This window comes from Rhizobacter sp. P2_H2, from assembly GCF_056403375.1.
Genome location: NZ_JBFUFP010001233.1, coordinates 1 through 1474 on the forward strand (window position 1 = coordinate 1; position 1474 = coordinate 1474).

At 76.2% G+C, this 1474-nt stretch carries 1 pseudogene; it reads right to left on the reverse strand.

The features are described 5' to 3' along the window. A pseudogene (locus AC1D15_RS31885) lies at window positions 1-1474 on the reverse strand (hypothetical protein); the annotation flags it as partial.

A 1474-nucleotide genomic window follows, 5' to 3' on the forward strand; every position in this document is an offset into this window, starting at 1 on the left:
GTCCAGCCAGTTCGCCAGCGCCGCCTGCGCCCCGGCGCCCAGCACCAGGCCGCCATGCGCCAGCGTCGCCAGCGCGCGCGGGCCGGCGAGCAGCGCCGAGCCGATCCAGCCGTCGCTCGCGCAGCGCAGTGCCGCGGCCTCGACCTGCTGCGCCGCCTCGCGCTGCCGGCCCAGCCGCACCAGCGCGGCGGCCAGCCGCAGCCGGCCTTCGGTCAGCAGCCCGTACCACTCGAGCGCATCGGGCGTCTGCAAGGCCGCCTGCCAGCACTCGACCACCTGCGGCCAGCGCCCGGCCAGCTCGGCCGCGAAGGCCGGCAGCGCCAGCTCGCGTGCCCGCTGCGCGATGCGCGTCGACGCCAGCAGGTCGGGTGCGCCCAGCGTCGCCACCAGGGCGCCGGCGCGCTCCGCATCGTCGGCGATCATCGCCAGCCGCAGCGCCTGGAACTGCATGTGGCGGCGCAGCTTGTCGCGGCGCGCGCTCGGCGGCTCCTGCTCGGGGTCGGCCAGCAGGCGGGCGCTGTCCTGGCGCATCGCGTCGATGTCGCCGCGCAGCGCGTGCAGCATGCCGCCGGCCAGCGCCAGCATCGTGCGCACATTGCGCGGGCCGCCGAGCCAGCGCGACTCCTCGTCGGCGCGTTGCAGCCGTTCGGCCGCGCGCAGCGCATCGCCCTGCCACAGCGCGATCAGCCCGTGCAGCAGCCAGGCGATCGCGCTCATCGCGGTCGGGTGCTCGGGCGCCAGCCGCAGCACGCGTTCGACGAACTCCGTCAGCGCCGGCGCGATGCCGGGCAGCGCCACGTCGCGCGGGTTCGGCGTCGCCTGGTACCACAGGCCGAGGTCGGTGCACTCGGCCAGCAGCGCGTTGCGCCGCGCCATGTAGCCGGCCGACGGCCCGACCGGCCCGTAGTCGCCGGCATGCCACAGGCTGGCGGTCAGCGCCGTGACCTCGGCTTCGAGCGGCAAGGCCTGCGTGCGCAACTCGGCGAGCAGCGCGGCCGCGTCATCGCGCTGGTCGACCTGGCACAGGCTGAGCGCCACGTAGGCCCGCGCCCGCTGCGCCTGCTCCGCGAGGCCTTGCTGCTCGGCCAGGCGCAGCGCCTGCTGGAAGTGCCCGGCCATCGCGACGAAATCCCAGCGCGTCCACGCGGCCAGCCCCTGCAGCAGCATCAGCGGCGACGAGCGCTCGCGCCAGCCGGCCGGAAACTGCGCCAGCAGCCGCTGCGTCTGCGTCAGCAGGCCGTCGGTGAGCCAGCCGCGGGCGACGGCATGCAGCGCCGCCTCGGCCGCCGCCCAGTCGCCGGCGCGCTGCAGGTAGCCGATGCGGCGTGCCGCGTCGGGCTCGGTCTCGGCGGCGCGGTGCAGCAAGCCGGTCAGCGCGTCGGGGGATTCGTGGCGCAGCCGGTCTTCGAGGAAATCGCGGAACAGGTCGTGCAGGCGCAGTGTCAGCTGCGGCCCGTCGAGCACGGTGACGAAC